We start from the raw sequence: 24226 nt of genomic DNA on the forward strand, positions 1-24226 counted from the left end.
GCCACAGGTCGGCACGCCCATGACCGTCCCCGAATGCCCGGACGAACAGTTGGAAAGCGTGTCGGGGGCAACCCCTCACGAGTTCGAACCTCGTCTCCACCGCCATTGCTCTCACCGGGCAATACGTCGAAGTCCCCCGCAGCGATCTGCGGGGGACTTCGACGTTCGTGCTCTCATCTGCGGTCTCGACGAGATCTTGTGAGCCGTGTCCGCCACAGCCGCTCACGGGCCTGCCGCCGGGCTGCACCGGTGGAGCACCACAGCCAAGCGGCCCTCATGCGGACCCTCAGCGGGCGGTGTCTCGATCCGCCCCGCTTCGAAGCGCCGCACCGGTGACGGTGTACCCCTCGGGCAGATAGCCGGGGGATCGAGTTCCGACCGTGTAGCCGCTGCCGTCGAGTACCACGTCGTACTTCCCCGGCGCGAGCCCGTGAGTGCTCAGCAGCACCGTCAGTGACGTGCCGTCCTCACTGACGGAGACGGGGCGGCCGCTGTAGGCGCTGACCACGGATCCGTCCCGGGCCAGGTCCACCTCGGTGCCGAGGTTCAGGAAGGCACCGTGGACCACGACCTGGTTCTCCGCCTCCGCTGGCCCCGAGGCGGGCGTCAGCGAGGTGAGGTCCGCGGCCTTGGGCGGTGACGCGCACTGGCTGCTGCAGACACCCTGCATGGTGTATTCGACGGGAATCACGGACGCGGACGGGCTGACGACGACCACCACCTCGGTCGCCGAGGCACTGCCGCTGACCGAACAGGAGAACCTGAAGTCCCCGGCTCTGGTGTTGGAGCACTGGTAGGCGTAGTCGATGGAGGAGCCGCTCCAGTTCGCACCGCTGAACATGTTCACCACCGGTGTGGCAGCCGTCGAGCCGTTGTCCGTTCCGTACACGTGGAAGGACTGCCGCGGCTTGACCTGCATCACTCCGCAGTAGGCCGTCGATGTCTCCGTCAGAGTCCCACTGCGCAGCGGGAATCCCTCCGCCGAGAGCGGGTTCGACGTGCACTGTGCCGCCCAGCCGGACTGGTCCCCCATCAGCCAGGTGTCCACCCGTGCGTCGATCGGCGTACCCGAGTAGCCCGAGGCCAGAACGACGACCACGTACGACGTCGATCCGGTGACCCGGCACGCGACGCCGTGCTGCCAGCACACGATCGTGCCGGACGCGTCCATGACCAGGAGTTCGGCGCCGCTGCCCGCCGGAGCGGCCGGGGTTCGTACGGAGAGCCACAGCTTGTCCGCTGCCTGTGCGCCGATACGCATGCAGCGGGAGTCCAGAGCGGAATCGAAGGTCCACCCGGTGGACCGGCCGCCCACGGTCAACGACGCCGGCGCGGCGCACTTCGCCGTGGACGACACGTCGCGGCGCACGACGTCGTAGGTGTCTGCGGCGCCGGTGCCGACCAGTACGGCCGCGTAGTCGACACCGGCAGTGAACTTGCACGTGGTGGCACTGGAACCAGAAGTGACGCACACCTGGTCACCGGCCCCGTCGTAGACCCGCAAGGAGGCGTTCAGCTTGTTGGAACCGTTGGTGAAGTCGAACATCTCCGCGGTGGCGTGGCGGCCCGCGGGAAGGGCCAAGCAGGCGGTCTGCCGAGTCTCGGTCAGTCGCACCCGGGCGCCGCGAGACGCGCCGAACGCGGACTGCGGCCAAGCGGTGCAGCCGGAGGTGTCACCGGTGCGCTGGACGGTCAGCCGGTGGGTGCCGGCGGCCGGCGCCGTGATCACCAGGTGGAAGGGGGCCGTGCCCTTCAGCTTGCAGACGCTGAAGGCGTACTCGCTCCGGCACTGCTGAACTCCCCTGCTGTCATGGACGGTCGTCTCCGCATCCGTACCGCTCCCGGAGGGCGTCGCCACGACGTAGAGGCCGTTGCCGGACGCCGTGGGCAGCAGCAGACAGTGACGCTCGCCCCCGGTGGTCAGCTTCACCTTGCGCGGGCCGGTGTCGAAGCCGGTGTCGGACGCGGGCGTGCACCCCTGGGTCTGCGCGGGCGAGATGAAGACCGGGGTGAACCGGGTGTCGTCGAGATGGGTCGGCCTGAACACCATCGCGTAGGTGCCGGCTTCAGGGAACGAGCAGGTGGAGGCGGAGGCTGTGCAGAACCGCGTGCCGTCCTGCCGGTAGACCCGCGTCCCGCCCACGTCGTACGTGCCTGCTCCGGGCACCTCGAGCAGCCAGCAGGGATTGGCGGAGGAGGTCGGCGCACTGCCGTAGACCTGAGGCGCCAGGGTCGCGCAGCCCGCCGGCGCCGACAGCCGGCCGATCCGCATGGTGTACGTGCCGGTGAAGTCGTACGCGCTACGGGTGATCGCTCGGTAGGGGCCGGTGCCGGTCAGCACGCAGCCGTCCTGGTCGGGGCCGTCACCGGTGTCGCGTGAGCAGCTCTCGGCACCTGACGGGCCGATGATCGTCGTGGTGATCTCCCCGTACACGTCGGCGCTCGTGGTGAGGTCGATGCGGTCGCCGGTCGAGCCGTTGAACGGCCGGCAGTCCGTCTGAACGGCTGAGCCCAGCGTGCCGTGCAGCAGCGGCAGGTCGTAGGCCGTACCAACCGCCGCGGCGCAGCCGGTGGTGGCGGTGAACGGAACGAGGGCAACGGAGTAGTCGGCCGGGTCGAAGTCCGAGGAGTTCTCCAGCAGGAGGGTGTAGGTGCCGGCCTCGGGGAGGGTGTCGCACGTAGCGTCATCGGCGGCCGCGCAGACCTGCTGCCCCTTCGCGTCGTAGAGCGTCCAGGACGTGTTGCCGCCGGTCGATTCCCCGCCCTTGAGCGAAACCCTCGTGGGTCCGTCGGGAAGCTGCACGGTGCGGCACCGCGCGCCGCCCACGGGGACCGATCCGGATGCCACTGCGTCGCCCGGGTCGCCGAAGGGCGCTACCGCGAGCGTCGTACAACCTGCTGGACGGGACAACCGGTTCATGGTCACGCTGTACGAGGCGGCCTGCGCGTAGGTGTCCCGCAGGACCATCAGGTACGGGCCGGTGCCCGACAGCTCGCAGGTGTCGCCGTACTGCCCGACGACACAGATCTCGGTGCTGGTCGAGTCGTAGAAGGTGGCCCGCAACTCGTAGGACAGGCCTCCCATCCGCAGCACGTCGCCGCCGTCGGCGGCGCCGTCGGCGATGGCATAGCAGGCCGAGGCGCCGCCCGCGGCGATCGAACCCGACAGCGGCTCGGCGCCGAAGGCCAGGTCATCGCCGGTGACGGTGGCGCACGGTGAGGATCTCAGCGAGGACACGGCCAGCGTGTAGCCTCCTGTGCCGAAGGAGCCGGTTACGACGAGCGTGTACGCGCCCGCTTCGTCCGTCCTGCAACTCGCGGGCCCCGACCATCCCATGATCGAACAGTCGACAGCAGCCCCGTCCGGGCCGGTGAGCTGTCCGGTGACGGAGGCGTCCCCGGACTCGGTGAGCTGGACCGTCAGGAGATCGTGGGCCGCGGACGTGGTGAGGGTGTACGTGTCACTTGCCCCGTCCGTGATCGACTCGCAGACGTGGACCGTGTCGAGCGTCAGCGGGCCGCCACAGTCCGAGGGCTCGGTGACGGCAGAAGGCGCCGAGTCGGCCGCGCGCTGTGACGCCTCGGCCCGCAATGCCTTTGTCCGTGTGGAGCTGTCGGCAGCCGACTCCTCCGCACTCTGCGGGCCGGTCTTGTCGGGGGTGGACCTGCGCGGTGCATCCGTTCGTCCGGCCTCGGGCGGCCCGGTCCGGTTCGGTGAACTCACGCCCGAGGAAGCGGACTCGGGGACCGTGAAGGGCGTGGATCCCGCCGCAGGACTCTCCGCAGCGGTGCCGGAGGCTGCTTGGGCGGGTAGGGCAGGCCCCAGGAGCGAGGCGGCCGCGAGCAGCGCGGCGAGTACGACGGCGCCTCTGTGCCCTCTTTGATTTCTGAGACGTCTTCGGTACATGGATAGTTGAGACACGCGATCCCCCCGGAGGCGTAGCCCCGCCCCCATGAGGCACGGGGGTCACTTAGGGGCTCGCAGATCCTACTCAGCCATCCCTGACAACTGCCGCCGGATTTCCACCGATGGCCTGCGCGTCAGGCATTCGTCCCCGTCCCTGCTCGAATCCGGCAGAGCCCGACTGCGCATCGGTGCGACGCATCAACAGGGGTGCCAGTGGCGGCCGACGGCTACGCCAGCGTCTTCCGCATCAGCGTGCACATGGTGTCGTGGCGGCGCAGCGTCCCGTCAGGGCCCTGGACCTCCCAGGAGTCCGGCCGGTGGTCGTACGCGACGTAGCCCAGCCGTTCGTAGAGGGCGCGGGCCCGGGGATTGCCGTCCTCCACGCCCAGCTCGGCCCGACGCAGGCCACGGTCCCTGATGCGGTGTTCCGCCGCTGCCACGAGGAGGGTGCCGATGCCGCACGACTGGAGGGCGGGGTGGACCGCCAGCTGCCAGAGGGTGCCGGCGCCCAGCCTGGTCATGTAGTCGACGCCGCCCTTCGCCACGGGGACGCCCGTGGCCGAGCAGACCGCGAGGTAGTCGACCTCACCCCGGCCGGCACGTTCCAACTGGACGGCCACGCCCGACAGATGATGATCGGAGCCCGCCCATCCGCAAGTCTCCAGGTCGGCATGCGTCAGATCGCGTACCGACAGCCTCAGCACCACCTCGGTCACTTCCGGAGCCCTCCCCCGAGCGGATCTCTCGCTGTGTCTGGGTCGAGCGGGGGCCGGGCGACTACCCGGCCCCCGCTGAGGACAGTATCGCCCACCCGCCTCCGCGCGCTGGCGGATTCGGCGGTGGGCCTCTTGGTGACCGAGGCCGGACCGCTTCCGCCGTCTCGGGTGAACGGTCGCCCGCGGCGGCGACCCGTCGACCGAAGGCACGTACAACCATCCGGGCGCGGCGTGGGTCCGGCCCCGTGGCCGGTCCCACGTACAACCATCCGTGCGCGGCGTGGGTCCGGCCCCGTGGCCGGTCCGGACACCAGCTCGGCGTCGCCCACGTCCGGGCCTCAACTCACCATGCTGGAACATTCGCTGATGCTTCTTCGGCACGTCCTGCGCTCGGCGGCGGTACCGCTCGCGCTCGCCTCCCCCGGGGTGCTGCACGGCAGGGCGTGGGAGCACCCCGGGTGAGCACGCGGGGGCGGGGACGCCGGCCGGGACCGGTCAGCGCACTTCCTGGATGCGGATCTGGTTGCCGGCGGGGTCGCGGAAGGCGCAGTCGCGGACGCCGTACGGCTGCTGGGTCGGCTCCTGGATGACCTCGGTGTCGCCGGCCTGCACCTTCTCGAAGGTGGCGTCGAGATCCTTGGTGGCCAGGAGGATCCAGCCGTAGGTCCCCTTGGCCATCATCTCGGCGACGGTGCGGCGCTCCTCGTCGGTGATCCCGGGGTCGACGGCCGGCGGGGCGAGGAGGATGGAGGTGCCCGGCTGCCCGACGGGACCCACGGTGATCCAGCGCATCGGGCCGGATCCGACGTCGCTGCGGACCTCGAAGCCGAGGGTGTCTCGGTAGAAGGCGAGGGCGGCTTCCGGGTCGTCCTGCGGGAGGACGCTGGTGTGAATGGTGATGTCCATGCCGTTCACGCTACGGCTGCTCCGGGGCGCGGGCTTCTCGATTCCTGACGGGTCTGGTCACCTGTTTCGCCACGCAGGCCGGCACCCCCTCCTGGCCTTCGGCGGCCTGGCGCCGGTAGGTGCTGGGAGGCATGCCGACCAGTTCGGTGAAACGTGTGCTGAAGGTTCCCAGCGAGGAGCAGCCGACCTCGAAGCAGACCTCGGTGACGCTGAGATCACCACGGCGCAGCAGCGCCATGGCCCGCTCGATGCGACGCGTCATCAGGTACCCGTACGGTGATTCGCCGTACGCGAGCCGGAACTGGCGGCTGAGGTGCCCGGCCGACATGTTGACGCCCCTCGCGAGGGCCTCCACGTCCAGCGGCTGCGCGTACTCCCGGTCCATCCGGTCGCGTACCCGGCGCAGCCGCGCCAGATCACGCAGATGCGCCAGGTCACGCTGCTGCCGGGCGGCGGTGGGGGCGCCGGACGGGGTGTCGGCGGGGGTGTCGGTCACGCCGGCGATCGTGCCACGGGGAACCGGCGCGCCGCAGGGCATTCGCCCGGGTGTCGGCCTGCGCGAGGACCGGCCGGCCCGGGGCGCGTGCGGGCCACGGGAAGACCCCGCCGGGCGGCCTCCGGCGCGGGTCAGCCCGATGCCTTCTCCCACTCGAATCCGTCCGGATCGGTGAAGGGCCCGAGATCACTGCCGAGCGCGATGCGGTGGGAGCCGGTGCCGTCGGGGGCCACCCCTGCGTCCTTGGCCAGGGCACGACGGCCGTAGAGGGCCAGGGTGACGGGGCCGGACGCGCTGTCGAACTCGACGTACTTACGGCCGAAGCTCTTGCCGACCTTCAGGCCCTGACCGACGTAGAAGCGCTTGGTCTCCAGTACGTCCTCGACGCCCAGCAGGAGCACGAAGCGGTCGATCTCCCGGGTGGCGGGGCCCTTGTCCTTCTTCGCCGAGCTGGCGATCTTCCAGATGGTCCCGTCAGGTGCCCGCACCACTCCGCCGTAGCCCCAGAGCGACTTGGTGGCCGGCTTCACCGCTGTGGCGCCGGCGGCGAGGGCGGAGTCGACGAGGCTGTTCACGGTGGAGGGCTGGGCGACCGTGAGTGACAGGGTGAAGCCGCGGAAGCCGGTCGTCGGCGCCTCGGAGGCGCGTACGTGCAGCTCAGGGCCCAGCCCGAAGGCCTCAGAGTAGAAGTGTTCGGCGGCGGTGGGGTCGTCCACCTCGAGGGTGACGCGCGTGATGGAAGCCATGGAACGACCGTAGGGCGGCCTCGCGCAGACCGCTTCTCGATTCCTGACCGGTCCGGTCGCCCCGGCCGTCAAGCCTGGACGACCTGGACGACCGGGGCGGCCAGGGCGACCGGGGCGACGGCCGAGGCACCCGAGCGGGAACGTCAGCCGGTGACGGCGGGGGCGTCGAAGTAGTACCCCTTCTCCAGGTCCTCCACGAGGCCGAGACGCTCCGGCCGCCAGTCCAGGAGTTCGGCGGTGCGGGTGTGCGAAGCCGCGGAGTCCAGGCCGATGAAGCCGGCCGCCCAGCCGAAGTGCCCCTCCGCGGCCTCCGGGGCGACCGTGGTCACCGGGATCCCGAGGTGGCGGCCGATGACCTCGGCGATGTCGCGGAGGGCGACGCCCTCCTCGGCGACACCGTGGAGGACCGTTCCGGCGGGCGCCTTCTCGACCGCCAGCCGGAAGAGCCGGGCGGCGTCCAGGCGGTGGACCGCCGCCCAGCGGTTGGCGCCGTCACCGATGTAGGCGGAGACCCCCTTGGCGCGGGCGACGGCGACGAGGGACGCCACGAAGCCCGGGTCGCCCTCACCGTGGCAGGTCGGCGCGAGCCGCACCACGACGGAGCGGACGCCGCGCTCGGCGAGGGCCAGCGCCGCCTGGGAGGTGGCAGCCCGGACCGAGGTCGGCGAACCGTCGACCTCCGGCATGTCCTGCTCGGTCGCCACCCGCCCGCCGGCCAGCCCTGCGAGGCCGGAGGCGATGACGAGGGGGCGGCCGGTGCCCGCCAGCACCTCACCGAAGGCGTCGACGGCTCGCCGGTCCGCCTCTGCGGCGCCCCGGAAGTCGCCCGAGAAGGCGATGTCGTGCTTGAAGGCCAGGTGGATGACCCCGTCCGCCGCGGCCGCCGCCTCCCGCAGTACGCCGAGGTCGTCGACGGTCCCCCGGACGACCTCGGCCCCTGCCTCGGTGAGAGCGGCGGCGGAGGACTCGGATCGGGCGAGACCGACCACCTGGTGCCCCGCGTCGATGAGCTCGGGCACGACGGCGGAACCGATCCAGCCGGACGCGCCGGTCACGAAGATGCGCATGGGAAACTCCGGAACTATTGACGTCAGTGACTGACATCAACGGTAGCAGCCGATGTCAGGGACTGCCATCACGTAGGATCGGCCCATGGGAAGATGGGAGCCGAACGCGCGCGGACGCCTGGCCGAAGCGGCGCTGGAGCTCTACAGCGAGCGCGGGTTCGAGCAGACCACCGTGGCGGAGATCGCCAAGCGGGCCGGGCTCACCGAGCGGACCTACTTCCGGCACTACGCGGACAAGCGCGAGGTGCTCTTCGGCGGCTCGGAGCTGCACGACCTGCTCGTCGGCGCTGTCGCCGGGGCCCCCGAGGACGCGGGGACGGTCGACGTGCTCGCGGTGGGCCTCGACGCGGTGTCCGCGATGTTCGACGACCGCAAGGCGTTCGCGCGGCGGCGGCAGGCGGTGATCGCCGCCAACGCGGAGCTCCAGGAGCGCGAGCTGATCAAGCTGGCCTCACTGTCGGCCGCGCTCGCCGGCGCCCTGCGCGGACGCGGTCTCCCCGCTCCTGCCGCGGATCTGGGCGCAGAGGTGGGCATCGCCGTCTTCAAGGTCGGCTTCGAGCGCTGGATCGCCGACGGCGAGGAGCGGGCGATGGCGCCGGTGATGCGGGAAGCCCTGGACGAGCTCGTCGGCCTGACCGCGGGCGCCGGGCACGGCGCATAGGGCGTGGGCGCCGGGCACGGCGCATAGGGCGTGGGCGCCGGGCACGGCGCACAGGCATCCGGCCCCGGACACCCCCGGCTCGGCGCACAGGGCGTACGGCCCGACGCATGAGCTTCCGGCCCCGGACACCCCCGGCTCGGCGCACAGGGCGTACGGCCCGGCGCATGAGCTTCCGGCCTCGGAACTCCCCGGCCCGGCGCATAGGGCGTCCGACCCAAAGCACAGGCATCCGGCCTCGAAAACCCCCGGCCTCGGGAGGTCCGCCTCCGGACCACCGGCTCCGGACTCCCGGCTCCCGACTGCCCGGAACCACCCCCCGCCACCCCCGCCCCGGACCCCTCAGCCGCCGCCGAAGGCCAGCCCCCGGGTCACCCTGGCGGCCGAGTGGAGCAGGCTCGCGCGGATCTGACTGGTGCGGTACATCCGGTCCGCCCGGAAGGAGACGCCGAGCGATCCCAGCATGTCGCCGCTGCGTACGGGCACCGCGACGCACACCGTGCCCAGGTCGTACTCCTCGCGGTCCATGACCAGCGTCGTCTGCCGCGAGGAGTCCAGCTGCCGGAGCAGTTCCTCCCGGTGGGTGATCGTGCGGGGCGTGAGGTCGGGGAGGTCGTGCCTGGACAGGTAGTCGCCGCGCGCGTCGGAGTCCATCTCCCGCAGCACGCACTTGCCGAGGGCCGTGGCGTGCCCGGCGTCCTGGAAACCCACCCAGAGATTCACCTTGGGCGTCTGCGGACTGTCGACGATCTCGGCGATCCGGATCTCGCCCTCCTCGTAGAAGGTGAGATAGGCCGCGGCCGACACGTCGTTGCGCAGAGCGGCGAGGGCGGGCCGGACACCGCTGACCAGGTCCTCGGCGGAGTGACCCCCCTGCGGCTTGTCACCCAGGACGAACGTTCCGTCCTCCAGGGCGCGGAGATAGCCGTCCACCGCGAGGGACCTCAGCATCTCCAGGGCCACCCGGCGCGGCAGCCCCGCCTGGCGTGCCAGCTGGTTCGGCGGAGCCCCGCCCTCGTGCGCGGCCACGGCCTCCATCAGGCGGAACATGAGCTGTACGGAGGGGATGGACGTGTGGCCCGGTCGGTCACCCATCCCACAAGCTTGACCCCGGCGCGCGGAGGCGGCAAGACAGGGCCGCCGGCGCCCGCCCGGTCCCGCACCCGGCGCCTCCAGGGACCTCGGCCGGCACCCGCGGGTCAGGTGCCGGCGCGGGTCCGGCCCCCGTCCCGCGCCGGAGAGGACGCTCAGTCCTCACCCTCCAGGTCGCCCTCGGTCTCCAGGAACACCTGCCGGAGCGCTTCGAGAACCGCGGGGTCGGGCTTGGCCCACATCCCCCGGGACTCGGCCTCCAGAAGGCGCTCCGCGATGCCGTGGAGGGCCCACGGGTTCGCCTGCTGGAGGAACTCCCGGTTCGTCTCGTCCAGGACGTACGTCTCGGTGAGCTTGTCGTACATCCAGTCCGCGACCACACCCGTCGTCGCGTCGTAGCCGAAGAGGTAGTCGACCGTCGCCGCCAGCTCGAAGGCGCCCTTGTAGCCGTGGCGGCGCATCGCCTCGATCCACTTCGGGTTGACCACCCGGGCCCGGAAGACCCGGGAGGTCTCCTCCACCAGGGTGCGCGTACGGACCGTCTCCGGGCGGGTCGAGTCCCCGATGTACGCCTCCGGCGCCGTGCCCTTCAGCGCGCGTACGGTCGCGACCATGCCGCCGTGGTACTGGAAGTAGTCGTCCGAGTCCGCGATGTCGTGCTCACGGGTGTCGGTGTTCTTCGCGGCGACGGCGATGCGCTTGTACGCGGTCTCCATCTCCTCCCGTGCCGGGCGCCCGTCCAGCTCACGGCCGTAGGCGTAGCCGCCCCACACCGTGTACACCTCGGCGAGGTCGGCGTCGGTGCGCCAGTCGCGGGAGTCGATCAGCTGGAGCAGGCCCGCGCCGTACGTCCCGGGGCGGGAGCCGAAGATCCGGGTGGTGGCGCGCCGCTCGTCGCCGTGTTCGGCCAGGTCGGCCCGGGTGTGGGCGCGCACGAAGTTCCGCTCGTCGGGCTCGTCCAGCGACGCGGCAAGGCGTACGGCGTCGTCGAGCAGGCCGACGGTGTGCGGGAACGCGTCCCGGAAGAAGCCGGAGATGCGCAGTGTGACGTCGATCCGGGGGCGGCCCAGCTCCTCGTACGGGACGGGCTCCAGGCCGGTGACCCGGCGGGAGGCGTCGTCCCAGACGGGGCGGACGCCGAGCAGGGCGAACGCCTCGGCGATGTCGTCGCCGGCGGTGCGCATCGCGCTGGTGCCCCAGAGGGACAGGCCGACGGAGGTGGGCCAGTCGCCGTTGTCGGCGCGGTAGCGCTCCAGGAGCGAGTCGGCGAGGGCCTGGCCGGTCTCCCAGGCGAGACGGGAGGGCACCGCCTTCGGGTCGACGGAGTAGAAGTTGCGGCCGGTCGGCAGGACGTTGACCAGGCCGCGCAGCGGGGAACCGGAGGGGCCCGCGGGCACGAATCCGCCGCTCAGGGCGTGCACCGCGTGGTCCAGTTCGTCGGTCGTCGCCGCGAGGCGGGGCACCACCTCGCGGGCGGCGAAGGCCAGGATGTCGGCGACGGCCCGCGGATGCCCGGAGGCGACCGGGGCGACGGCGTCCGGGTCCCAGCCGGCGTCGTCCATCGCCTGCACCAGGGTGCGGGCCAGCTCCTCCGTCTCGTCGGCCGCGGTGCGGGTGGCCGCCGACTCGTCCAGGCCGAGCGCCTCGCGCAGGCCCGGCAGCGAGGCGGTGCCGCCCCAGATCTGGCGGGCGCGCAGCACGGCGAGGACGAGGTTGACGCGGTCCTTGCCTGCCGGGGCGGCGCCGAGCACGTGCAGCCCGTCGCGGATCTGGACGTCCTTGATCTCACAGAGCCAGCCGTCGAGATGCATGATGAACTCGTCGAAGCCCTCGTCCTCGGGCCGGTCCTCGAGCCCCAGGTCGTGGTCGAGCTTCGCGGCCTGGATCAGGGTCCAGATCTGGGCGCGGACGGCCGGCAGTTTCGCCGGGTCCATCGCGGCGATCTGCGCGTGCTCGTCGAGGAGCTGCTCCAGCCGCGCGATGTCGCCGTAGCTGTCGGCGCGGGCCATAGGCGGCACGAGGTGGTCCACGAGCGTGGCGTGCACCCGCCGCTTGGCCTGGGTGCCCTCGCCCGGGTCGTTGACCAGGAACGGGTACACCAGCGGCAGGTCGCCGAGCGCCGCGTCGGGGCCGCAGGCCGCGGAGAGGCCGGCGTTCTTGCCGGGCAGCCACTCCAGGTTGCCGTGCTTGCCGAGGTGGATCATCGCGTCGGCGCCGAAGCCGTTGTCGTCGGCGGAGGCCGCGATCCAGCGGTAGGCGGCCAGGTAGTGGTGCGAGGGCGGCAGATCGGGGTCGTGGTAGATCGCGATCGGGTTCTCGCCGAAGCCGCGCGGCGGCTGGATGAGGATCAGCAGGTTGCCGCGGCGCAGGGCGGCGAGCACGATGTCGCCCTCCGGGTTGCGGGAGCGGTCGACGAACATCTCGCCGGGTGCGGGACCCCAGTGCTCCTCGACGGCCTCGCGCAGTTCGGCGGGCAGCGTGGCGAACCAGCGGCGGTAGTCCGCGGCGGGGATACGGACGGGGTTGCGGGCCAGCTGCTCCTCGGTGAGCCACTCCTGGTCGTGGCCGCCCGCGTCGATGAGGGCGCGGATCAGCTCGTCGCCGTCCCCGGAGACGAGGCCCGGGATCTCCTCCTCCGGCCCGAAGTCGTACCCCTCCGCGCGCAGTCTGCGCAGCAGGGCCACGGCGCTCGCGGGGGTGTCGAGGCCGACCGCGTTGCCGATCCGTGAGTGCTTGGTCGGGTACGCCGACAGGACCAGGGCGATCCGCTTCTCGGCGGCCGGTATGTGCCGGAGCCTGGCGTGCCGTACGGCGATCCCGGCGACCCGGGCGGCGCGCTCGGCGTCCGCGACGTACGCGGGCAGACCGTCCTCGTCGATCTCCTTGAACGAGAACGGCACGGTGATCAGGCGCCCGTCGAACTCGGGGACGGCGATCTGGGTGGCGGCGTCGAGCGGGGAGACGCCCTCGTCGTTCTCCTGCCAGGCGGCACGCGGGCTGGTCAGGCAGAGGGCCTGGAGCACGGGGACGTCGAGGCCGGTGAGCGCGCCCGCGTCCCAGGACTCGTCGTCACCGCCCGCCGACGCGGTGGCCGGCTTGGTGCCGCCCGCCGCGAGGACGGTCGTCACCACGGCGTCGGCGGCGCGGAGTTCGTCGATGAGCTCGGCTTCCGGGGTGCGCAGCGAGGCGACGTACAGCGGGAGCGGGCGGCCGCCCGCGTCCTCGACCGCCGAGCAGAGCGCCTCCACGAACGCGGTGTTGCCGCTCATGTGGTGGGCGCGGTAGTAGAGCACCGCGACCGTCGGGCCGGTGACGTCCCGGGCGGTCCGCTCCAGCGGGCCCCAGGCGGGGGCCGGGGCGGGCGGCTCGAAGCCGTGGCCGGTGAGCAGCACGGTGTCGGAGAGGAAGCGTGCCAGCTGTTCGAGGTTGGCGGGGCCGCCGTGCGCGAGGTAGGCGTGCGCCTCGGCCGCGATGCCGATGGGTACCGTCGAGGCGGCCATCAGCTGGGCGTCGGGGGCCTGTTCACCGGTGAGCACGACGACGGGGCGGCCGGTGGCCAGCACCTCGTCGAGTCCGTCCTGCCAGGCGCGGACGCCGCCGAGCAGCCGTACGACGACGAGATCCGTGCCTTCCAGGAGCGGCGGGAGGTCGTCCGGTGAGAGCCGGGAAGGGTTGGCGTAGCGGTAGCTGACCGGGCCCTGCGAGGCGCGTGCGCTCAGCAGGTCGGTGTCGGACGTCGACAGGAGCAGGATCATGCGGCGTCAGCCCTTCCTCGGGGTGTCCACGCCCCGGGCGGTGTCGGATCGGTTCTCCCCACTCGAACGGATCCGAGGACTCGGGGAAGGGAGTTCCTGACTCGCACGGCCGGTGGGCCGGGCTCACAGTGGCGGGACCGCGCCGGAATCTCACCGGGCTTCCTCCCAGGTCGCCGTCTGGCGATGGCGGACCGAACGGACCGCCGCTAGGCATAGTAGGCGGCGGATGGGGGGTCCTGACCAGACGGCCTCGCCCCCGGCCTCCCCGGCGGCGTCGTGCGGTCCGTCACCCGGGGCGAGGGGCGGGGGCGTGTCCTGCAGGTCACACCGAGCGCAGGGGTGGTGCACGGTCACGATCTGTATGCTCGCCGCCATGTCGGCCTCCCCCCTTCCGCCCCGGTCTCCGGACGGCGCACAGCCCCCGAGCAGCGGTGACGCATGCCCCGGCGCGCTGCGGCTGCACCGGGCGGACGACGGTGCGCTGGCGCGAATACGGATACCCGGCGGCGTTCTGACGTCTCGTCAGGCGACTGCCCTGGGAGACGCGGCCGGGCGTCTCGGTGACGGTGAGTTGCATCTCACCTCCCGCGGCAATGTCCAGCTGCGCGGACTGGACCCCGGCTCGGGGCCGGAGCTGGCCGGAGTGCTCGACCGGGCCGGGCTGCTGCCGTCCGCACGCCATGAGCGCGTCCGAAATGTGGTGGCCTCCCCGCTGTCGGGTCTCGACGGCCGCGGAACCATGGACGTCGCCCCCTGGCTCGACGAGGTCGACCGGCTGCTGTGCGGGAGCGACCGGACCACCGCCCTCTCCGGGCGCTTCCTCCTGGCGCTGGACGACGGGCGCGGGGACGTGGACGCCCTCGGCGCCGACCTCACCCTGATCGGTCATCACACCGGGGCGCTGCTGCGGGTCGGCGACGGTGACGCCGTCCTCCGCCTCCCCGCGTCCGAGGGCCCGCGCGCCGCGCTGACCGCCGCCGAGGCCTTCCTCGACACGGCGGACGCCACCCCGCGGCCGGACGAGACCGGTGAGCGGCGGTCCGACGGGGAAACACGACCCGCACGCGACGGTTTCTGGCGGGTGAGGGACCTGCCCGGCGACGCCGTGGACGCCCTCCACGCGGAGGTCGTACGCCGACTGCGCGGGGCGGGCGTGCCCTTCGCGGCCGTCTCCCGGCCACGCCCGTCCGGGGCCGGGGCGCCGGCCCACGGCCCGGTCACCGGCAACGGCGGCGCGGCCTCGCTGTCGGTCGGCGTACCGCTGGGACGGCTGAGCCGGGACCAGTGGGAGCGGCTGTCGGCGGCCGGCCCGCTGCGGCTCACCCCGTGGCGCGGGGTCGTGGTCACCGGGCTGGGTGCCGGCCGGTTGCGGAGCCTGCCGGGCGAGCTCGCCGCCGCCGGGCTGATCACCGGGCCGGGCTCCCCGTGGTCCGGGGTGGGTGCCTGCATCGGGCGGCCCGGCTGCGCGAAGTCGCTGGCCGACGTACGGGCTCAGGCGGCGGCCGCCACCGGACCGGTGGGCCGCCTCCCGGTGTACTGGTCGGGGTGCGAACGCCGCTGCGGCCGTCCGAGCGGTGAGTGGATCGACGTGGTCGCCGTCCCGGGAGGACACCGGATCTCCCATGTGCGCGGGGACACCACCGGCCGGCCGGTGACGGTCGGGGACGACCCCGCCGCGCTCGCCGCCGCCGTGGCCGCCGCCCGTGACACCCGCACCTGAAGACGCAGACCCGCCGGGCTGCCCGAGCAGGCCCGGCCAACGACGACGAAGAAAGCGACAGCACTGTGCATCAGTACGAGAAGGACGGACCGGCGATCTACCGCCAGTCCTTCGCCACCATCCGCGCGGAGGCGGATCTGGCGGGGCTGCCCGCGGACGTGAGCCAGGTGGCCGTCCGCATGATCCACGCCTGCGGCATGGTCGACCTCGTACGTGATCTCGCCTTCTCGCCGAACGCGGTCGCCGACGCCCGCGCCGCGCTGCGCTCTGGGGCACCGGTCCTCTGCGACGTGGCCATGGTCGCCAGCGGGGTCACCCGCAAGCGGCTGCCCGCGGACAACGAGGTGATCTGCACCCTCTCCGACCCCGCCGTACCCGCGCTGGCCGCCGAGCTCGGCACCACGCGCAGCGCCGCGGCGCTGGAGCTGTGGCGGGACCGGATGGAGGGGGCCGTCGTCGCCGTCGGCAACGCGCCCACGGCGCTCTTCCGGCTGCTGGAGATGATCGAGGAGGGCGCCCCGCGTCCCGCCGCCGTCATCGGGGTGCCGGTCGGTTTCATCGGTGCCGCCGAGTCCAAGGAGGCCCTGGCCTCACACCCCTCCGGGCTCGAGTACCTCGTCGTCCGGGGCCGTCGCGGGGGCAGCGCCATCGCCGCGGCCGCGCTCAACGCGATCGCCAGCGAGGAGGAGTGACCGTGCCCGAGCAGCAGCACGCAGCGGGAACCACGGGCGGGACCGGCCGCCTGTACGGCGTCGGGCTCGGCCCGGGCGACCCCGCCCTGATGACCGTGCGCGCCGTCGAGGTCATCGCGGAGGCCGATGTCGTCGCCTACCACTCCGCGCGGCACGGCCGCTCCATCGCCCGCTCGATCGCGGAGCGGCACATCCGCCCCGACCACATCGAGGAGGCACTGGTCTACCCCGTCACCACGGAGACCACCGACCACCCCGGCGGTTACCGGGGCGCCCTGGACGAGTTCTACACCGAGGCGGCCGCCCGGCTGGCCGCGCACCTCGACGCGGGGCGCACCGTCGCCGTGCTGGCCGAGGGCGACCCGCTCTTCTACGGCTCCTACCAGCACATGCACAAGAGACTCGCGGACCGCTACGACACCGAGGTCGTCCCCGGCGTCACCTCGGTCAGCGCCGCCGCCGCCCGACTCGGCACCCCGCTGGTCGAGGCCGAGGAAGTGCTGACGATCCTGCCCGGCACCCTGCCGGAGGAGGAACTGACGGCGCGTCTGGCGGCCACCGACTCGGCCGTGGTGATGAAGCTCGGCCGGACCTTCCCCGCCGTACGCCGCGCGTTCGAGGCGTCCGGCCGGCTCCCCGAGGCGCGGTACGTCGAACGCGCCACCATGGCGGGCGAGCGGACCGGCGAACTGGCTGACACCGACCCGGAGTCCGTGCCCTACTTCGCGGTCGCCGTGCTGCCCAGCCGGATCGACGCCCCCCGCCCCGAGCCGGTCCCCGGACAGGGCGAGGTCGTCGTCGTCGGCACCGGGCCCGCCGGACCGCTGTGGCTGACCCCGGAGACACGGGGGGCGCTGGCCGCCGCCGACGACCTGGTCGGTTACACCACCTACCTGGACCGGGTGCCGGTGCGGCCCGGGCAGCGGCGCCACGGCTCGGACAACAAGGTGGAGTCGGAGCGCGCGGAGTTCGCCCTCGACCTCGCACGCCGCGGCCACCGGGTGGCCGTCGTCTCCGGGGGCGACCCCGGGATCTTCGCGATGGCGACCGCCGTCCTGGAGGCCGCCTCGCAGGAGGCCTGCGCGGACATCCCGGTGCGGGTGCTCCCGGGGGTGACCGCGGCCAACGCCGCGGCCGCCCGCGCCGGTGCGCCGCTCGGGCACGACTACGCCACCATCTCGCTCTCGGACCGGCTCAAGCCGTGGGAGATCATCGCCGAGCGGCTGCGCGCCGCCGCCTCCGCCGACCTGGTGATCGCTCTCTACAACCCCGGCTCCCGCAGCCGGACATGGCAGGTCGGCAAGGCCCGGGACCTGCTCCTGGAACACCGCTCCCCCGACACCCCCGTGGTGCTCGGGCGCGATGTCGGCGGGCCGGAGGAGAGCGTACGGACGGTACGCCTGGCCGACCTGGATCCGATGGAGGTGGACATGCGGACGGTCCTCGTCGTCGGCTCCTCGCAGACCCGCTGGGTGACCCGGGGCGACGGGCGCCAGATCGTCTGGACCCCGCGCCGCTACCCGGAAGCCTGATCCGCGGATCCGTTCAGGGGCGGGCGGGCACCAGGTCCCGCAGCAGGTCGAGGGCCTCCCCCGGAGTCGCCGCCACCGGCACGCCCGGAGGCACCGGCGGCCTGCGGACCACGACCACGGGGATACCGGCCTCACGGGCGGCGGTCAGCTTGGGCGCGGTCGCCCCGCCACCGCTGTCCTTGGTGACGAGGACGTCGATCCGGTGGCGCCGGATCAGCTCCCGTTCACCCTCCAGGGCGAACGGTCCCCGGTCCAGCAGGACCTCCGTCCGCGGCGGGTACGGGGGCTCGGGGGCGTCCACCGAGCGGGTCAGGAACCACAGGCTGTCGAGTGCGGCGAACGCCGCCAGCCCCATGCGTCCGGTGGTGAGGAAGACCCGGCTCCCCAGCGCCGGCAGCAGCTCGGCCGCGCCGGCGAGGGAGTCCGTCAGGTGCCAGCGGTCGCCCTCGACCGGAACCCAGCCCGGCCGCCGGAGGGCGAGCAGGGGAACATGGACGGCACGGGCCGCCGCGGCCGCGTTGAAACTGATCGTTCGGGCGAAGGGATGGGTGGCGTCGATGACCGCGTCCACACCGTGGGCACGCAGCCATTCGGCCATGCCCCCGGGACCGCCGAAGCCACCGACGCGTACCTCGCCGGGCGGGAGCACCGGGCGGGCCACGCGGCCGGCCAGCGAGCTGGTGACCCTGACCCCCTCGGTGGCAACCAGGGACTCCGCCAGCCGGCGGGCCTCCGTCGTACCGCCGAGGACGAGTATGTGCAAGGGCATCGGACCGGTCCATCCATGAGCAGTGAGGCGCAGGGCGGGCGCGCCGCCCAACTCAAGCACACCGGTCTGCGGCCGGGGTGGACGACCGGGGCCTGCGCGACCGCCGCGACCACGGCCGCCTACACGGCGCTGCTGACCGGCGAGTTCCCGGACCCGGTCACCATCACGCTGCCCAAGGGCCAGACCCCCGCCTTCGCACTCGCGGTGGAGGAAATCGCCGACGGGCGGGCCACGGCGGGCGTGGTCAAGGACGCGGGCGACGACCCGGACGTGACCCACGGCGCGCTGGTCCGCTCGACCGTCCGCCTGCTGCCCGAAGGCTCCGGTGTGGTGTTCCGGGCAGGTCCCGGCGTGGGGACGGTGACCCTGCCCGGGCTGCCGCTCGACGTCGGAGAGCCCGCGATCAACCCGGTCCCCCGCCAGATGATGCGGGACCACATCGCCCGGGTGGCGGCGGAGCACGGTGGCACCGGCGATGCCGAGGTGACCGTCTCGGTCGACGACGGCGAGGAGATCGCACGTTTCACGTGGAACATCCGCCTGGGCATCCTCGGAGGGATCTCCATCCTGGGCACCACCGGCATCGTGGTCCCCTACTCCTGCTCCGCCTGGATCGACTCCATCCGCCGGGGCGTGGACGTGGCCCGCGCGGCCGGCCACCGGCATGTCGCCGGGTGCACGGGCTCGACCTCGGAGAAGACGGTGGTGGCCGAGTACGGGCTGCCCGAGATCGCCTTGCTGGACATGGGGGACTTCGCGGGCGCCGTACTGAAGTACGTACGCCGTCATCCGGTCGAGCACCTGACGATCTGCGGTGGGTTCGCCAAGCTGTCCAAGCTCGCCGCCGGCCACCTGGACCTGCACTCCGGCCGCTCCCAGGTCGACAAGGTGTTCCTGGCCCGGCTGGCACGGGAAGGCGGCGCGGACGAGGCACTCGCGGCCGGGATCGAGTCCGCCAACACCGGCCTCGCGGCGCTTCAGTCGTGCGCGGCGGCCGGCGTCCCGCTGGGCGACCTGGTCGCGGTGGCCGCCAGGGACCAGGCACTGTCGGTCCTGCGGGGGGCGCCGGTGGCCGTGGACGTGATCTGCATCGACCGGGCGGGGGCCGTGGTGGGCCGCAGCGGGACGCGCTGACGGGTCGGTGCGCCGCGGCGGCGTCCCGTCCGGCGCCGGAGGGCCGCCCGGCAGGGGCCTCCGGCGCCGGAGAGTGCCCGGCAGACACGTCCGGCACCGGTGGGCCGCCCGGCGTGCATCCGGAGAGACCCCGCCAGGCACGTCCGGCGCTCGGAGGGCGTCGTCCGGCGGGGGGCATCGCCCGGCCGGCTGCGCAGGGGGGCGGCGCCTCAGCAGGTGTGACGGTCCCGTTCCGGGGAGTAGAGGTGACTGTCGCGGAACTGCTCCGCGCCCAGCGTCCGGCCGACCATGATCACCGCCGTGCGGATCACCCCCGCCTCCTTGACCTGCCCGGCGATGGAGTCCAGCGTGCCGCGGAGGATGACCTCGTCCGGCCGCGAGGCCATGGCCACCACGGCGGCGGGACAGTCGGCCCCGTAGTGCGGCAGCAACTCGTCCACCACCCGGTCCACATGGCGCGCCGCGAGATGCAGCACGATCAGCGCCCCGCTGCGGCCGAGCGTGGCCAGGTCCTCGCCCTCGGGCATGGCCGTGGCGCGCTGGGCGATCCGGGTGAGGATCACGGTCTGACCGACCGTGGGCACCGTCAGCTCCCGGTTGAGCGCGGCCGCCGCCGCCGCGAAGGCGGGAACCCCGGGCACCACCTCGTACGGCACTCCGGCCTCGTCGAGCCGCTTCATCTGCTCGTTGACCGCGCTGAACACCGACGGGTCGCCCGAGTGCAGCCGGGCCACGTCGTGGCCCTCCTCGTGGGCACGCACCAGCTCGGCGGTGATCCGGTCGATGTCCAGCTGTGCCGTGTCCACGAGCCGGGCGTCCGGGGGGCATTCGGCGAGGAGCTCGCGCGGCACCAGGCTGCCCGCGTACAGGCAGACCGGGCTCGCGGCGAGGACGCGGGCGCCGCGCACCGTGATGAGGTCGGCGGCGCCGGGGCCCGCACCGATGAAGTACACCGTCATCTGAAGTCTCCAGGAGCGTAAGAGGGTCAGGCGTGCGGAGGTTCCGGGGCGTCCGCCGGCCGGGGGGCGTCGACGGCCGTCGGCACGGTGGTCCCGGCGGCGTCCGCCGGTCCGGCCGCGCCGGGCTGCCGCACGTCGGGCCCGGGCTCCGGCTTCCGTACGGACCACTGGGTGACGGGCATGGCCTGCCGCCAGCCGGTGAATCCGCCGACGGGCACCGCGTGCGCCACCGCGAGGCGCACCAGCTCGCCGCCGAGCCTCCGGTGCCACGCGCCGAGCAGGGCCTCCGACTCCAGCGTCACCGTGTTGGCGACCAGCCGGCCGCCCGGGCGGAGCGCCTCCCAGCAGGCTTCGAGTAGTCCGGGTGCCGTCAGCCCGCCGCCGATGAACACGGCGTCGGGTCCGGGCAGCCCGGCCAGGGCGCCGGGTGCGCGTCCCGTGACCACGCGCAGCCCCGGGACACCGAGCCGGCCGGCGTTGCGGACGATGCGCTCCGCGCGCAGCGGGTCGCGTTCGATGGTCACCGCCCGGCAGGACGGATGTGCCCGCATCCACTCGGCGGCGATCGATCCGGAGCCACCGCCGACGTCCCACAGGAGCTCCCCGGGAGCGGGGGCCAGCACACCGAGCGTGGCCGCCCGGACGTGGCGCTTGGTGAGCTGCCCGTCATGCTCGTACGCCTCGTCGGGGAGCCCCGGTACGGCTCCGAGGCGCAGGGCGCCGGGGGTGATCCGGCAGTCGACCGCGATGACGTTCAGCGGGTCCCCGGGCGGGTGTTCCCAGCATTCCGCCACGCCGTCCAGGCAGTCCTCGGCCGTCCCGCCGAGCTGTTCGAGTACCCGCATGCGGCTCGGCCCGAATCCCCGTTCCCTCAGCAGGGCCGCCACGGCGGCGGGGGTCGCGGCGTCCGCCGAGAGGACCAGCAGCCGGCGGCCGTCGTACAGCGCCGCGGCCAGCCGGTCCGCGGGCCGCCCGACGAGCGTGACGACCTCGGTGTCCTCCACCGGCCAGCCGAGCCGGGCGCAGGCGTACGAGACCGAGGACGGGTGCGGCAGCACCCGCAGGGCACCGGCGCCCAGCTCCTCGGTCAGTGCCCGGCCGATGCCGTAGAACATGGGGTCGCCGCTGGCCAGTACGGCGGTCCTGCTTCCGGAGAGCCCGGCCAGCAGTCCGCGTACGGCGGGCCGCAGGGGCGAGGGCCAGGGGACCCGCCGCCCCGCGCACTCCGGCGGGAGCAGCCCCAGTTGGCGCTCACCGCCGACGATCGCCTCGGCGTCCCGGAGCGCCGAGCGCGAGGTCTCCGGCAGCCCGGCCCAGCCGTCCGCACCGATTCCCACGACGGTCACTGCGGGCGGGGGCCCGGAGACTTCGGGCGGGGGCGCTGCGGGGGACACGGCCGGTACCTCTGATTCGGTGGGGACGACGCAGCCGAACTCTACGGGGGGCTCCGCGGGACCCGTGCGGCGGAGTGATTCCGGGAAAGGTCCCCGCGTGGTGTCGAGAACGGCCCGCCCGTTTCGACGTCCCCTGTGAGAGCCGCCCGCACGGGGCGGCGACGGAGAGAACGAGGAGTACCCCATGAAGTACCTCGTGATGGTTCTGGGCTCGCAGGCCGACTACGAGGCCATGAGCGGCAACCCGTCGGAGGGAAGCCCGGCCTGGGGCGAGAAGGACATGCGGGAGATGTTCGCCTTCATGGAGAGCGTCAACAACGATCTGGCCGAGTCGGGCGAGATGGTCGAGGGCCACGGCCTAGGCGAACCCGCCGGGACCCGCGCGGTCCTGCCCGGACCGGACGGGCGGCCGGTCGTCACGGACGGCCCGTACGGCGAGACGAAGGAACAGCTGGCCGGGTACTGGGTGCTCGACTGCGAGAGCCTGGAGAGGGTCACCGAGATCGCCGCCCGCATCGGACTGTGCCCGCAGCCCGAGGGCGCGCCCGTCTACCCGGTGCTGATCCGCCCGATCATGGACGACGCCGGCTGCTGAGCCACAAGTCAGGAGCACCGGTGAACACCGGACCGGCCGAGGTCGAGGACCTGCTGCGCCGTCACGCGCCGCAGGTCCTCGGCGCGCTCGTGCGCCGTTACGGCCACTTCGACGCCGCCGAGGACGCCGTGCAGGAGGCGCTGCTCGCCGCCTACCGGCAGTGGCCGGACTCCGGTCTCCCGGGCAACCCGCGCGGCTGGCTGATCAGGACCGCCTCCAGGCGGCTGACCGACCAGCTCCGGCAGGACTCCGCGCGGCGGCGCCGCGAGGAGAGGGCCGCGGCGCTCACACCACGCGACGCCTTCACCTCCCCGCCGCCGGGGGAGGGCCGCGCCCCGGCCGCCGACGACACCCTCACCCTGCTGTTCCTCTGCTGCCACCCCGTGCTGTCTCCCGCCGCCCAGATCGCGCTGACCCTGCGCGCGGTCGGCGGCCTCACCACGGCCGAGATCGCGCGGGCCCACCTGGTGCCGGAGGCGACCATGGCGCAGAAGATCACCAGGGCCAAGCGCAAGGTGCGGGGTGAGCCGTTCCGGCAGCCGGGTCCCGCCGAGCGTGAGCAGCGGCTCGCCGTGGTGCTCCAGGCGCTCTACCTGATCTTCAACGAGGGCTACACCGCGACGTCGGGCCGCGATCTGCACCGCGCGGACCTGGCCCGGGAGGCGATCCGGCTGACCAGGGCCGTGCGGTCGCTACTCCCCCGGGACGGGCGGGTGACCGGGCTGCTGGCGCTGATGGTCCTCACCGAGGCCCGCAGCGCGGCCCGCACCGGCCCGCACGGCGAGCTCGTCCCGCTGGACGAGCAGGACCGCACCCTCTGGGACCGGGCGGCGGTGGAGGAGGGCACGGCCCTGGTCGAGGAGGCCCTGTCGCAGGGACCGGCCGGCGCCTACCAGCTCCAGGCGGCGATCGCGGCCCTGCACGACGAGGCGGGCCGCGCGGAGGACACCGACTGGCCGCAGATCCTGGCCCTGTACGACCTGCTGGTCCACCGCGCCCCCGATCCGATGGCCGAGCTGAGCAGGGCCGTGGCCCTCGCGATGGTCCGGGGTCCCCGGGCGGGGCTGGCGGCGGTCGAGGCGCTCGACGACCGGCTGGCGGACCACCACCGGCTCGACGCCGTCCGGGCCCATCTGCTGGAGAGGGCCGGGGATCCCGTCGCCGCGCGGGCCGCCTACCGGCGGGCAGCCGGCCGGACACTGAGCACACCGGAGGCCCGCTACCTGCGGATGCGGGCCGCCCGGCTGGGCGGGCGGCCCGGCGGCCCGGCGATGCGGGAGAGGGCCGAGGACGGCCGCACCGAGTAGCCGATCCCGCACACCCTCGCGATCATCGGATACATGACCAAGAGCGACGGCGGCAGAGCCCGCACCGTGTGCATCGCCCAGGACCCCGACGCGGACGCACTGCTGGCCGGCAGCCCCCTGGCCGCGCTCGTCGGCATGCTGCTCGACCAGCAGGTACCGATGGAGTGGGCCTTCACCGGTCCGCTCACACTGGCCCGGCGGATGGGATCGGACGATCTGGACGCCGGCGCGATCGCGGCGTACGACCCGGAGGCGTTCACCGAGCTGTTCACCGAGAAGCCCGCCCTGCACCGGTATCCAGGCTCCATGGCGAAGAGGGTCCAGCAGCTCTGCCAGTTCCTGGTCGCGGAGTACGACGGCCGGGCCGATGCGGTCTGGGCGGACGCGGGCACCGGGGCAGAGCTGCTGAAACGCCTCAAGGCCCTGCCGGGCTTCGGCACCCAGAAGGCGCAGATCTTCCTGGCCCTCCTGGGCAAGCAGTTCGGCGTACGCCCCACGGGCTGGCGGGAGGCCGCCGGGCCGTACGGCGAGGAGGGCTCGCACCGTTCGGTGGCCGACATCACCGGGCCCGAGTCGCTCGCCGAGGTGCGGGCCTTCAAGCAGCGGGCGAAGGCGGCGGCCAGGGCCGCGAGCCGCTCCAGCTGACCGCGGACGGCCGTCGGCGCGCTCCCGCCCGCCCCCCCGCGGCCGGGAGCGGGACTTCGCGGACACGGCGGCAGGCGGGCGCGGCCGGGAGGCCGGACCGGGCACCCGTCCGTATCCGGCCATCCGGCGGGACGGG

General features: G+C 73.4%; 19 protein-coding genes and 1 riboswitch. Of the genes, 8 read left to right on the forward strand and 11 right to left on the reverse strand.

The window, feature by feature from the left end:
* Positions 1 to 286: 286 nt before the first annotated feature.
* The 6 genes from ACFXOA_RS25360 to ACFXOA_RS25385 form a co-directional block, all read right to left on the reverse strand.
* Complete coding sequence (locus ACFXOA_RS25360; protein ID WP_385032895.1) at positions 287 to 3724, reverse strand: hypothetical protein; 3438 nt, start codon at positions 3722 to 3724, stop codon at positions 287 to 289.
* A gap of 410 nt (positions 3725 to 4134) precedes the next feature.
* Positions 4135 to 4623: a GNAT family N-acetyltransferase gene (locus ACFXOA_RS25365; RefSeq protein WP_385032898.1), complete on the reverse strand. Its 489-nt coding sequence runs from the start codon at positions 4621 to 4623 to the stop codon at positions 4135 to 4137.
* 495 nt (positions 4624 to 5118) lie between these two features.
* Positions 5119 to 5529 (reverse strand): VOC family protein, encoded by a 411-nt coding sequence (locus tag ACFXOA_RS25370; RefSeq protein ID WP_385032901.1) that lies wholly within the window; start codon positions 5527 to 5529, stop codon positions 5119 to 5121.
* 10 nt (positions 5530 to 5539) lie between these two features.
* Positions 5540 to 5914 (reverse strand): helix-turn-helix transcriptional regulator, encoded by a 375-nt coding sequence (locus ACFXOA_RS25375; RefSeq protein WP_385032990.1) that lies wholly within the window; start codon positions 5912 to 5914, stop codon positions 5540 to 5542.
* A gap of 242 nt (positions 5915 to 6156) precedes the next feature.
* Complete coding sequence (locus ACFXOA_RS25380; RefSeq protein WP_385032904.1) at positions 6157 to 6771, reverse strand: glyoxalase; 615 nt, start codon at positions 6769 to 6771, stop codon at positions 6157 to 6159.
* A 143-nt stretch (positions 6772 to 6914) separates the two neighbouring features.
* The gene (locus ACFXOA_RS25385; protein WP_385032907.1) at positions 6915 to 7838 is read right to left on the reverse strand and encodes an SDR family oxidoreductase; all 924 of its coding nucleotides are present in this window, start codon (positions 7836 to 7838) and stop codon (positions 6915 to 6917) included.
* 85 nt (positions 7839 to 7923) lie between these two features.
* Here ACFXOA_RS25385 and ACFXOA_RS25390 point away from each other — a divergent pair, with 85 nt between their 5' ends.
* Positions 7924 to 8499, forward strand: coding sequence for a TetR/AcrR family transcriptional regulator (locus ACFXOA_RS25390; protein WP_385032910.1), 576 nt, complete (start codon positions 7924 to 7926; stop codon positions 8497 to 8499).
* Between the two features lie 339 nt (positions 8500 to 8838).
* Here ACFXOA_RS25390 and ACFXOA_RS25395 read toward each other — a convergent pair whose 3' ends face one another.
* Positions 8839 to 9591 (reverse strand): IclR family transcriptional regulator, encoded by a 753-nt coding sequence (locus ACFXOA_RS25395; protein ID WP_385032913.1) that lies wholly within the window; start codon positions 9589 to 9591, stop codon positions 8839 to 8841.
* Positions 9592 to 9743: 152 nt separating this feature from the next.
* Complete coding sequence (cobN, locus tag ACFXOA_RS25400) at positions 9744 to 13343, reverse strand: cobaltochelatase subunit CobN (RefSeq protein ID WP_385032916.1); 3600 nt, start codon at positions 13341 to 13343, stop codon at positions 9744 to 9746.
* A 90-nt stretch (positions 13344 to 13433) separates the two neighbouring features.
* Positions 13434 to 13508: riboswitch (cobalamin riboswitch) on the reverse strand.
* A 196-nt stretch (positions 13509 to 13704) separates the two neighbouring features.
* Here cobN and ACFXOA_RS25405 point away from each other — a divergent pair.
* The 3 genes from ACFXOA_RS25405 to cobJ all read left to right on the forward strand — a co-directional run bounded on the left by ACFXOA_RS25405 (position 13705) and on the right by cobJ (position 17287).
* Complete coding sequence (locus ACFXOA_RS25405; RefSeq protein ID WP_385032919.1) at positions 13705 to 15063, forward strand: cobalamin biosynthesis protein CobG; 1359 nt, start codon at positions 13705 to 13707, stop codon at positions 15061 to 15063.
* Positions 15064 to 15128: 65 nt separating this feature from the next.
* Positions 15129 to 15755: a precorrin-8X methylmutase gene (locus ACFXOA_RS25410; RefSeq protein ID WP_385032922.1), complete on the forward strand. Its 627-nt coding sequence runs from the start codon at positions 15129 to 15131 to the stop codon at positions 15753 to 15755.
* The gene (gene cobJ / locus ACFXOA_RS25415) at positions 15752 to 17287 is read left to right on the forward strand and encodes a precorrin-3B C(17)-methyltransferase (protein ID WP_385032925.1); all 1536 of its coding nucleotides are present in this window, start codon (positions 15752 to 15754) and stop codon (positions 17285 to 17287) included. Before ACFXOA_RS25410 ends, cobJ begins: the two co-directional genes overlap by 4 nt.
* Positions 17288 to 17300: 13 nt before the next feature.
* On the opposite strand, the gene ACFXOA_RS25420 is transcribed toward cobJ, so the two are convergent.
* On the reverse strand, positions 17301 to 18056 hold the full coding sequence (locus ACFXOA_RS25420) for a cobalt-precorrin-6A reductase (RefSeq protein ID WP_385032928.1): 756 nt from the start codon (positions 18054 to 18056) through the stop codon (positions 17301 to 17303).
* Between the two features lie 15 nt (positions 18057 to 18071).
* On the opposite strand from ACFXOA_RS25420, the gene ACFXOA_RS25425 reads away from it, so the two are divergent.
* Entirely contained in the window at positions 18072 to 19190 is a 1119-nt protein-coding gene (locus ACFXOA_RS25425; RefSeq protein ID WP_385032931.1) for a cobalt-precorrin-5B (C(1))-methyltransferase, read from the forward strand.
* A gap of 209 nt (positions 19191 to 19399) precedes the next feature.
* On the opposite strand, the gene cobM is transcribed toward ACFXOA_RS25425, so the two are convergent.
* Both cobM and cbiE read right to left on the reverse strand, forming a co-directional pair.
* Complete coding sequence (gene cobM / locus ACFXOA_RS25430) at positions 19400 to 20149, reverse strand: precorrin-4 C(11)-methyltransferase (RefSeq protein WP_385032934.1); 750 nt, start codon at positions 20147 to 20149, stop codon at positions 19400 to 19402.
* A 26-nt stretch (positions 20150 to 20175) separates the two neighbouring features.
* Complete coding sequence (gene cbiE / locus ACFXOA_RS25435; protein ID WP_385032936.1) at positions 20176 to 21543, reverse strand: precorrin-6y C5,15-methyltransferase (decarboxylating) subunit CbiE; 1368 nt, start codon at positions 21541 to 21543, stop codon at positions 20176 to 20178.
* A gap of 184 nt (positions 21544 to 21727) precedes the next feature.
* Between cbiE and ACFXOA_RS25440 the strand changes: the two genes are divergently transcribed.
* Genes ACFXOA_RS25440 through ACFXOA_RS25450 form a run of 3 tightly spaced genes read left to right on the forward strand, consistent with a single transcriptional unit; the run spans position 21728 to position 24090 of the window.
* Complete coding sequence (locus ACFXOA_RS25440; RefSeq protein WP_385032939.1) at positions 21728 to 22138, forward strand: YciI family protein; 411 nt, start codon at positions 21728 to 21730, stop codon at positions 22136 to 22138.
* Between the two features lie 20 nt (positions 22139 to 22158).
* Positions 22159 to 23445 (forward strand): RNA polymerase sigma factor, encoded by a 1287-nt coding sequence (locus ACFXOA_RS25445; RefSeq protein WP_385032942.1) that lies wholly within the window; start codon positions 22159 to 22161, stop codon positions 23443 to 23445.
* Positions 23446 to 23478: 33 nt separating this feature from the next.
* Complete coding sequence (locus tag ACFXOA_RS25450; RefSeq protein WP_385032945.1) at positions 23479 to 24090, forward strand: HhH-GPD-type base excision DNA repair protein; 612 nt, start codon at positions 23479 to 23481, stop codon at positions 24088 to 24090.
* Positions 24091 to 24226 lie beyond the last annotated feature (136 nt).

The sequence above is a fragment of the Streptomyces sp. NPDC059166 genome, from assembly GCF_042755185.1.
GTDB lineage: Bacteria > Actinomycetota > Actinomycetes > Streptomycetales > Streptomycetaceae > Streptomyces.

What these genes read in the sequence shown, in the direction of transcription:
- ACFXOA_RS25370 (WP_385032901.1), bottom strand. Translation starts at nt 5,529, where the DNA reads ATGGACATCACCATTCACACCAGCGTCCTCCCGCAGGACGACCCGGAA.
- ACFXOA_RS25375 (WP_385032990.1), bottom strand. Translation starts at nt 5,914, where the DNA reads ATGGACCGGGAGTACGCGCAGCCGCTGGACGTGGAGGCCCTCGCGAGG.
- ACFXOA_RS25380 (WP_385032904.1), bottom strand. Translation starts at nt 6,771, where the DNA reads ATGGCTTCCATCACGCGCGTCACCCTCGAGGTGGACGACCCCACCGCC.
- ACFXOA_RS25385 (WP_385032907.1), bottom strand. Translation starts at nt 7,838, where the DNA reads ATGCGCATCTTCGTGACCGGCGCGTCCGGCTGGATCGGTTCCGCCGTC.
- ACFXOA_RS25390 (WP_385032910.1), top strand. Translation starts at nt 7,924, where the DNA reads ATGGGAAGATGGGAGCCGAACGCGCGCGGACGCCTGGCCGAAGCGGCG.
- ACFXOA_RS25395 (WP_385032913.1), bottom strand. Translation starts at nt 9,591, where the DNA reads ATGGGTGACCGACCGGGCCACACGTCCATCCCCTCCGTACAGCTCATG.
- cobN (WP_385032916.1), bottom strand. Translation starts at nt 13,343, where the DNA reads ATGATCCTGCTCCTGTCGACGTCCGACACCGACCTGCTGAGCGCACGC.
- ACFXOA_RS25405 (WP_385032919.1), top strand. Translation starts at nt 13,705, where the DNA reads ATGCTCGCCGCCATGTCGGCCTCCCCCCTTCCGCCCCGGTCTCCGGAC.
- ACFXOA_RS25420 (WP_385032928.1), bottom strand. Translation starts at nt 18,056, where the DNA reads ATGCCCTTGCACATACTCGTCCTCGGCGGTACGACGGAGGCCCGCCGG.
- ACFXOA_RS25425 (WP_385032931.1), top strand. Translation starts at nt 18,072, where the DNA reads ATGAGCAGTGAGGCGCAGGGCGGGCGCGCCGCCCAACTCAAGCACACC.
- cobM (WP_385032934.1), bottom strand. Translation starts at nt 20,149, where the DNA reads ATGACGGTGTACTTCATCGGTGCGGGCCCCGGCGCCGCCGACCTCATC.
- ACFXOA_RS25440 (WP_385032939.1), top strand. Translation starts at nt 21,728, where the DNA reads ATGAAGTACCTCGTGATGGTTCTGGGCTCGCAGGCCGACTACGAGGCC.
- ACFXOA_RS25450 (WP_385032945.1), top strand. Translation starts at nt 23,479, where the DNA reads ATGACCAAGAGCGACGGCGGCAGAGCCCGCACCGTGTGCATCGCCCAG.